The following is an 8,529-nucleotide window of genomic DNA, read 5'->3' as shown; positions in this document are numbered from 1 at the left end:
GCGGTGTGTCATTCAGCGATGATCTGACTGATACACCGCCTTCGCGAGCAAGCCCGCTCCCACCTGTAGTTCGGTGTGTTGCCGAGCTGCCCATAACAACAATAAAAATGCTGATTCAGAGACTGACTGCCATGGCCGCACCCGCCTCGCCGCTGTCCCACGACGCCATCATCCAGGACTCCTGGTCCCGTTGCCGCGCGTTCGGCCTCAGTCATCAGAGCACACCGGCATTCGACCAATTGCCGGCCGCGGGCATCGCGCAACTGCTGGAGAGCCAGCATTCACTGGTGCAAACCACCCATCAGGAAGTGCTGCCCTACTACGAGAACATCCTGAGCAACTCCAATTGCCTGATCATGCTCGCCGACCATCAGGGCCAGGTACTCACGTCGTGGGGCACCCAGCGTTTTATCGAACCGAAACTGGCCCGGGGTTTCAGCGCCGGCGCCAGCTGGATGGAACGCTGCACCGGCACCAACGCCATTGGCACCGCCCTGGCCTGCGAGCAAGCGGTGCACATCGAGCACGACGAACATTTCCTCAAGGCCAACCGCTTCATGACCGGTTCCGCCGCGCCGATATTCGATACCGAGCGCAAGGTGATCGCGGTGCTGGACGTGTCTAGCGACAGCTACCTGCCGCCCTCCCACACGCTGGGCATGGTCAAGATGATGAGCCAGACCGTGGAAAACCGGTTGATCCTCAACCTGTTCCATGGCCAGCATTTTCAGCTGACGTTCAACACCGGGCTGAACAACCTCGACAGTCAGTGGGCCGGATTGCTGATATTCGATGAAACCGGCCAAGTGCTGTCGGCCAACCGCCGGGCCGACAACCTGCTGGGCATCAGCCTGTCGCGGGTCAGTGTCGAAAGCCTGTTCAAGGTCTCGCTGCTGGAGTTGTTGAACCAACCCGAAGGCTTGCCCTTCTCGCTGCAGGCTTCCGGGCGCAACCGCTTCCAGTGTCTGCTGAAAAGACCCAAGCAGGTTCCGATTCAGCCGCGAGTGTTCGCCGAACCTGCCGTGACTGCGCCAACACCGGCCGCGATCAGCCTCAACACCCTGCACTTCGGCGACAGCCGCGTGGAAAAAGCTGTGCGCCAGGCCGAGCGGTTGCTGGAAAAAGACATTCCGCTGTTAATCCACGGCGAGACTGGCGTCGGCAAGGAAGTTTTCGTCAAAGCCCTGCATCAGGCCAGCTCTCGCAGCAAACAGGCGTTTATTGCGGTGAACTGTGCAGCGATCCCCGCCGAACTGGTCGAGTCAGAGCTATTCGGCTACGAGAAAGGCGCGTTCACCGGCGCCAACCAGAAAGGCAGCATCGGCCTGATCCGCAAGGCTGACAAAGGCACGCTGTTCCTCGATGAAATCGGCGATATGCCACTGCCAACCCAGGCGCGACTGTTGCGGGTGTTGCAGGAGCGTTGCGTGCAGCCCGTGGGCAGCAGCGAGTTGTTTCCTGTGGACTTGCGCATCATTTCAGCGACCAATCGCTCGTTGCGCGAACAGGTACAACTGGGGCGGTTTCGTGAGGACCTGTATTACCGCATCGGCGGCCTGACCCTGGAACTGCCACCGTTAAGAGAGCGCAGTGATAAAGAGGCGTTGTTCAAACGCCTGTGGGAACAGCATCGCGAACCAAGCCAATGGGCCGGACTGAGCCGCGAGGTATTGGAGCTGTTCGAGCGCCATCCGTGGCCGGGAAACCTGCGTCAGGTCAGCAGCGTGATGCAGGTGGCGTTGGCCATGGCCGAGGAACAACCGATAAGGCCGGAGCATTTGCCGGATGATTTTTTTGTCGATCTGGAGATGGAGCCGGTGGAGACGCCGGAGCCGTTGGCGGTTGATCTTGATGATGCCGAGGAGTTGAATCGGCAGCTGCAGGCGGTTGGGGGGAATATTTCCCATCTGGCGCGCAGGCTCGGAGTAAGCCGTAATACCCTTTACAAGCGATTGCGCCAAGTGGAATGACGAGTGATCGGCACTGGCAATGTTCGGCTTGAGACCGTTCGCGAGCAAGCCCGCTCCCACATTGGATTTGCGTCGTACACCAAACTCAAACACACCGTAGATCAAATGTGGGAGCGGGCTTGCTCGCGAAGGCGTCAGCACTGCTGGAATAGCATTTTCCTGCCATACCCACAAACAAAAACCCGCACAAGGCGGGTTTCTGCTTTTGTAAAAGGCGTAGCCAACAAGGCAATCAGTCAGCCAGACGCCAGGTCGTGCCGCCCTTGCCGTCTTCCAGCACCACGCCCATGGCGGTGAGCTGGTCGCGGATGCGGTCGGATTCGGCCCAGTCCTTGCCGGCGCGTGCCGCCAGACGCGCGGCAATCAGCGCCTCGACTTCGGCTGCATCCACGCGCCCTTCGGCGCCGGCCTGCAGGAAGTCATCGGCTTCGAGTTGCAACACACCCAACACGCTGGCCAGTTCTTTCAAACGGGCGGCCAGACCGGCCGCAGCGTTCAGGTCACTCTCACGCAGGCGGTTGATCTCGCGGACCATCTCGAACAGCACCGCACAGGCTTCCGGCGTACCGAAGTCGTCGTTCATCACCTGGGTGAAGCGCTCGACGAAGGCTTCGCCGCCCGCTGGCGCCACGTTCGGCAGGCCTTTCAACGCGTGGTAGAAACGCTCCAGAGCGCCTTTGGCGTCCTTGAGGTTGTCTTCCGAGTAGTTGATGGCACTACGGTAGTGGCTCGACACCAGCAGGTAACGCACGACTTCCGGGTGGTACTTGTCGAGCACGTCGCGAATGGTGAAGAAGTTGTTCAAGGACTTGGACATCTTCTCGCCATTGATACGGATCATGCCGCAATGCATCCAGGCGTTGGCGTAGGTCTTGCCGGTGGCCGCTTCGCTTTGGGCAATTTCGTTTTCGTGGTGCGGGAACTCAAGGTCGCTGCCGCCGCCATGAATGTCGAAGGTCTCGCCCAGGCAGCAGGTGGACATCACCGAGCACTCGATGTGCCAGCCCGGACGCCCGGCGCCCCACGGCGATTCCCAGCTCGGTTCGCCCGGTTTGGCGGCTTTCCACAATACGAAGTCCAGCGGGTCCTGCTTGGACTCGTCGACTTCGATGCGTGCGCCGATGCGCAGGTCTTCGATCTTCTTGCGCGACAGCTTGCCGTAGCCCATGAACTTGCCGACGCGGTAGTACACGTCGCCATTGCCCGGGGCGTAGGCGTAGCCCTTGTCGATCAGGGTCTGGATCATCGCGTGCATGCCAGGGATGTGATCCGTGGCACGCGGCTCCATGTCCGGCTTCTTGATGTTCAGGCGCGCTTCATCTTCGTGCATCGCCGCGATCATGCGTTCGGTCAGCGCTTCGAACGACTCGCCGTTCTCATTGGCCCGATTGATGATCTTGTCGTCGATGTCGGTGATGTTGCGCACGTAGGTCAGGTCGTAGCCGCTGAAGCGCAACCAGCGCGTCACCAGGTCGAACGCGACCATGCTGCGGCCGTGGCCCAGGTGGCAATAGTCGTACACGGTCATGCCGCACACGTACATGCGCACCTTGTTGCCATCGAGCGGCTTGAAGACTTCTTTGCTCTTGGTGAGCGTGTTGTAGATCGTAAGCACGTTTATTCCTTGACGCTAAATCACTGGCCCCACGAATCACGCAGGGTCACGGTACGGTTGAATACCGGCTGACCTGGTTTCGAGTCCTTGAGATCGGCGACGAAGTAACCTTCGCGCTCGAACTGGAAACGGTCTTCCGGCTGTGCATTGCCCAGCGAAGGCTCGGCACGACAACCGGTGAGTACCTGCAGCGAATCAGGGTTGATGTTGTCCAGGAAACTGGCGCTGTCTTCGGCCTTCTCCGGGTTCGGAGAACGGAACAGACGATCGTACAGACGCACTTCGCACTCGACGCTGGCAGCGGCCGGCACCCAGTGGATCACGCCTTTGACCTTGCGACCTTCCGGGTTCTTGCCCAGGGTGTCCGGATCGTAGGAGCAGCGCAGTTCGACGATGTTGCCATCGGCGTCCTTGATCGCTTCGTCGGCGCGGATCACGTAGCTGCCACGCAGACGCACTTCACCGGCCGGCTCCAGGCGCTTGTAGCCCTTGGGCGGCTCTTCCATGAAGTCGTCACGGTCGATGTAGATTTCACGGGCGAACGGCAACGCGCGCACGCCCATGTCTTCTTTCGGGTGGCACGGCAGTTCGAGGTTTTCGACCTGGCCTTCCGGGTAGTTGGTGATCACGACTTTCAGCGGACGCAAAACGCACATGGCGCGCGGGGCGCTGTGGTCGAGGTCGTCGCGGATGCTGAATTCGAGCATGCCGAAGTCGACCACGCCGTCGGAACGGTTGGTGCCGATCATTTCGCAGAAGTTGCGGATCGATTTAGGCGTGTAGCCACGGCGGCGGAAACCCGACAGCGTGGACATGCGCGGGTCGTCCCAGCCGTTGACGTGCTTTTCATCGACCAGCTGCTTGAGCTTGCGCTTGCTGGTGATGGTGTAGTTCAGGTTCAGGCGGCTGAACTCGTACTGGCGCGGGTTGGCCGGTACCGGCAAGTGCTCGAGGAACCACTCGTACAGCGGACGGTGGCTTTCGAACTCCAGGGTGCAGATCGAATGGGTGATGCCTTCGATGGCGTCCGACTGACCGTGGGTGAAGTCGTAGTTGGGGTAGATGCACCACTTGTCACCGGTCTGGTGGTGGTGAGCGTGACGGATGCGATACATGATCGGGTCACGCAGGTTCATGTTCGGCGAGGCCATGTCGATCTTGGCCCGCAGCACCCGTGCGCCGTCCTTGAACTCGCCGGCTTTCATGCGGGCGAACAGGTCCAGGTTCTCTTCGACGCTGCGGTCGCGGAACGGGCTGTTCTTGCCCGGCTCGGTCAGGCTGCCACGGTATTCCTTGGCTTGTTCCGGGGTCAGGTCGTCGACGTAGGCATTGCCGGACTTGATCAACTCCACCGCCCAGTCATGCAACTGGTCGAAATACTGCGAGGCGTAGCGCACTTCGCCGGACCATTCGAAGCCCAGCCATTTGACGTCGCTTTCGATCGCGTCGATGTATTCCTGGTCTTCCTTGGCCGGGTTGGTGTCGTCGAAACGCAGGTGCGTGACGCCGCCGAACTCCTGGGCCAGGCCGAAGTTCACACAGATCGACTTGGCGTGGCCGATGTGCAGGTAGCCGTTGGGTTCAGGCGGAAAACGGGTGACGATCTGCGTGTGCTTGCCCGAGTCCAGGTCTGCCTGGATGATCGGCCGCAGGAAGTTGACCGGCACGGCAGGGCCGGTCTTGGCATTCGAGGTAGGGTCGACAGTGGGCTTGCTCATAGGATCCTTGAACGTACAAGTGCGTGGCCGTAATGAAGGCCGGACAAAACAAAGCCGCTATCATAGCCGATGCCGTCAAGTACCTGACAGAGCGCACTCTGTAAACCGTCGCATTTAATAGGCTGCAAATGAAAAAACAGCCTCGAAATTCGCGTCTGGCACGCTAAACTGCGCACCTTGGCCAAAAAGGCTGAACCGGTGGCGGGACGCGATGTTCCAACACCACGAATTCCTCAAGTGAGTAACGATCATGACCCAAGTCAAACTGACTACCAACTTCGGTGACATCGTCCTCGAACTGAACGCTGACAAAGCCCCGATCACCGTGGCCAACTTCGTTGAGTACGTTAAAGCCGGTCACTACGAAAACACCGTTTTCCACCGTGTCATCGGTAACTTCATGATCCAGGGCGGCGGTTTCGAGCCAGGCATGAAAGAAAAGAAAGACAAGCGCCCAAGCATCCAGAACGAAGCCGACAACGGTCTTTCCAACGACAAGTACACCGTCGCCATGGCCCGCACCATGGAGCCGCATTCGGCTTCCGCACAGTTCTTCATCAACGTGGCGGACAACAGCTTCCTGAACCACAGCGGCAAGAACGTTCAGGGCTGGGGCTACGCAGTATTCGGTAAAGTGACCGCAGGCACCGACGTTGTCGACAAGATCAAAGGCGTGGCCACCACTTCCAAGTCCGGCCACCAGGACGTACCGGCAGACGACGTGATCATCGAGAAAGCCGAGATCATTGAGTGATATTGCTGATTTCAGATTTACATCTGGAAGAGGAGCGCCCGGACATTACCCGGGCGTTTCTGGATTTGCTCGCCGGACGCGCCCGCTCGGCGAGTGCGTTGTACATTCTGGGCGACTTCTTCGAGGTGTGGATTGGCGACGACGCCATGACACCCTTCCAGCGTTCCATCTGCCAGGCCCTGCGCGAATTGAGCGACAGCGGCACGGCCATTTTCCTGATGCACGGCAATCGCGACTTCATGTTGGGCAAGGCCTTCTGCAAAGCAGCCGGCTGCACCTTGTTGAAGGATCCGAGTGTCGTGCAGCTCAACGGCGAGCCGGTGCTGCTGATGCACGGCGACAGCCTCTGTACCCGCGACGAAGCCTATATGAAGCTGCGTCGCTACCTGCGCAACCCGATCACCCTGTTCATCCTGCGGCATCTGCCGCTGCGCACCCGGCACAAGCTGGCGCGCAAACTGCGCAGTGAAAGCCGTGCGCAAACGCGGATGAAGGCCAATGACATCGTCGATGTCACGCCCGAAGAGATTCCGCGGATCATGCAGGAATTCGGCGTGAAAACCCTGATCCACGGGCATACCCACCGTCCCGCGATTCACAAGTTGCAGCTTGGCGAGCAAGCGGCCCGGCGCATTGTGCTGGGGGACTGGGATCGTCAAGGGTGGGCATTGCAGGTGGATGAGCAAGGGTTTGCGCTTGCGCCGTTTGATTTCACTCCGCCACCGCAACTGGCAGCACCCGCGAACTGAAGCCAGACACATAACCCTGTGGGAGCGGGCTTGCTCGCGAAGAGGGCGTGTCAGTCGACATCTATATTGACTGATCCACCGCTTTCGCGAGCAAGCCCGCTCCCACAATGGTTTTGCGGTGTTTAGTGTCCCGCGGAAGCCTCTGGCCCGGCCTTCGCCGTAAACGGCGGCTTCGCCAGCCAGACAATCAGGATCAGCCCCAGGAACATCCAGCCCAGCAAGGTGAAGTAGTCCACCGTGGACATGATGTACGCCTGGCTGATCACCGTCTGCTCCAGCTGCGTGTAGGCCTTGGCCCCTGCCCCGCCCAGGTGGGTCAGCGCTTCGCGGGTCGCCGGATCGAAGGGGGTGATGCTTTCGGTCAGGTAGGCGTGGTGCTGGTCCGCCCGACGAATCCAGATCCAGGTGGTCAACGACGCCGCGAAACTGCCGCCCAAGGTCCGCAAGAATGTCGCCAGCCCCGAACCGTCGGCAATCTGGTTCGGTGGCAGGTCCGAGAGCAGGATGGTCAGGGTCGGCATGAAGAACAGCGCCACGCCGATCCCCATGAACAGTTGCACCATGGCGATGTGCTGGAAGTCCACTTCATTGGTGAAGCCTGCGCGCATGAAACAGCTCAGGCCGATGGCCAGGAACGCCCCGCCCGCCAGCAGGCGCATGTCGAATTTCGGTGCGTACTTACCGACAAACGGCGCCAGCAGCACCGGCAGGATCCCCAGCGGGGCCACGGCAAAACCGGCCCAGGTCGCGGTATAGCCCAGCCGCGTTTGCAGCCACTGCGGCAAAATCAGGTTGATCCCGAAGAACCCGGCATAGCCCAGGATCAGCACGATGGTGCCGTAGCGGAAGTTACGATGGGCGAACAGGCGCAGGTTGACCACCGGGTGTTCGTCGGTCATTTCCCAGATCACGAAGAACGCCAGGGCCACCACCGAAATCACCGAGCCGATCACGATGAAACTCGATTCGAACCAGTCGGCATCGTTGCCCTTGTCGAGCACGATCTGCAAAGCCCCGACGCCGATGATCAGCGCGATCAGACCGACGTAATCCATCGGTTGGCGGCTGGTGACCACCGGGCGCTTTTTCATCTGCTGGGTGACCACCCATGCCGCGAACAGGCCGATCGGCACGTTGATGAAGAAAATCCACGGCCAGCTGTAGCTGTCGGTGATCCAGCCGCCGAGGATCGGCCCGGCAATCGGCGCGACCACCGTGACCATCGCCAGCAGCGCTAGCGCCAGCCCCCGTTTCGCCGGGGGGTAAACCGCAATCAGCAGGGTCTGGGTCATCGGGTACAGTGGCCCGGCCACTACCCCTTGCAGCACCCGGAAGCCCACCAGCTCCGGCATCGAGGTGGAAATCCCGCACAGGAACGAAGCCAGTACGAACAGCAGTGTCGCCCAGACAAACAGCTTCACCTCGCCGAAACGCCGACTGAGCCAACCGGTCAGCGGCAAGGCGATGGCGTTGCTCACGGCGAACGAGGTGATGACCCAGGTGCCCTGCTCCGAACTCACGCCCAGGTTGCCGGAGATCGTCGGCAACGCCACGTTGGCGATGGTGGTGTCGAGCACTTGCATGAAGGTCGCCAGCGACAGGCCGATGGTGCTGAGCAACAGGCTGGGCGGTGTGAAAGACGCGTTATTGCTCATCGCAAATCCTTTGAAACCAGACGGGCGCAGCTAACCCTGTGGGAGCGGGCTTGCCCGCGAAGAGGTCG

At 60.4% G+C, this 8,529-nt stretch carries 6 protein-coding genes; 3 read left to right on the top strand and 3 right to left on the bottom strand.

What is annotated here, in order from left to right:
* Positions 1 to 131: 131 nt before the first annotated feature.
* Positions 132 to 1,970, top strand: a complete 1,839-nt coding sequence (locus tag KGB29_RS19865; RefSeq protein WP_150812607.1) for a sigma-54-dependent Fis family transcriptional regulator — start codon at positions 132 to 134, stop codon at positions 1,968 to 1,970.
* Between the two features lie 232 nt (positions 1,971 to 2,202).
* Here KGB29_RS19865 and cysS read toward each other — a convergent pair whose 3' ends face one another.
* Positions 2,203 to 3,585 carry a cysteine--tRNA ligase gene (gene cysS, locus KGB29_RS19860; protein ID WP_007970481.1) on the bottom strand — a complete coding sequence of 461 codons (1,383 nt, stop codon included), beginning with the start codon at positions 3,583 to 3,585 and terminating at the stop codon, positions 2,203 to 2,205.
* Between the two features lie 20 nt (positions 3,586 to 3,605).
* On the bottom strand, positions 3,606 to 5,303 hold the full coding sequence (locus KGB29_RS19855) for a glutamine--tRNA ligase/YqeY domain fusion protein (protein WP_150812606.1): 1,698 nt from the start codon (positions 5,301 to 5,303) through the stop codon (positions 3,606 to 3,608).
* A 250-nt stretch (positions 5,304 to 5,553) separates the two neighbouring features.
* Between KGB29_RS19855 and KGB29_RS19850 the strand changes: the two genes are divergently transcribed.
* The gene (locus KGB29_RS19850) at positions 5,554 to 6,057 is read left to right on the top strand and encodes a peptidylprolyl isomerase (RefSeq protein WP_008053603.1); all 504 of its coding nucleotides are present in this window, start codon (positions 5,554 to 5,556) and stop codon (positions 6,055 to 6,057) included.
* Positions 6,054 to 6,806: a UDP-2,3-diacylglucosamine diphosphatase gene (gene lpxH / locus KGB29_RS19845; protein WP_150812605.1), complete on the top strand. Its 753-nt coding sequence runs from the start codon at positions 6,054 to 6,056 to the stop codon at positions 6,804 to 6,806. Before KGB29_RS19850 ends, lpxH begins: the two co-directional genes overlap by 4 nt.
* A gap of 122 nt (positions 6,807 to 6,928) precedes the next feature.
* Here the strand turns inward: lpxH and KGB29_RS19840 are convergent, their stop codons facing one another.
* Positions 6,929 to 8,461: a DHA2 family efflux MFS transporter permease subunit gene (locus tag KGB29_RS19840; RefSeq protein WP_150812604.1), complete on the bottom strand. Its 1,533-nt coding sequence runs from the start codon at positions 8,459 to 8,461 to the stop codon at positions 6,929 to 6,931.
* Positions 8,462 to 8,529: the final 68 nt, after the last annotated feature.

It is taken from the genome of Pseudomonas sp. BF-B-30 (assembly GCF_019956305.1).
Taxonomy (GTDB): domain Bacteria; phylum Pseudomonadota; class Gammaproteobacteria; order Pseudomonadales; family Pseudomonadaceae; genus Aquipseudomonas; species Aquipseudomonas jessenii.
Note: the sequence above shows the minus strand (reverse complement) of the source record. Positions and strands in the feature narration are given on the sequence as shown.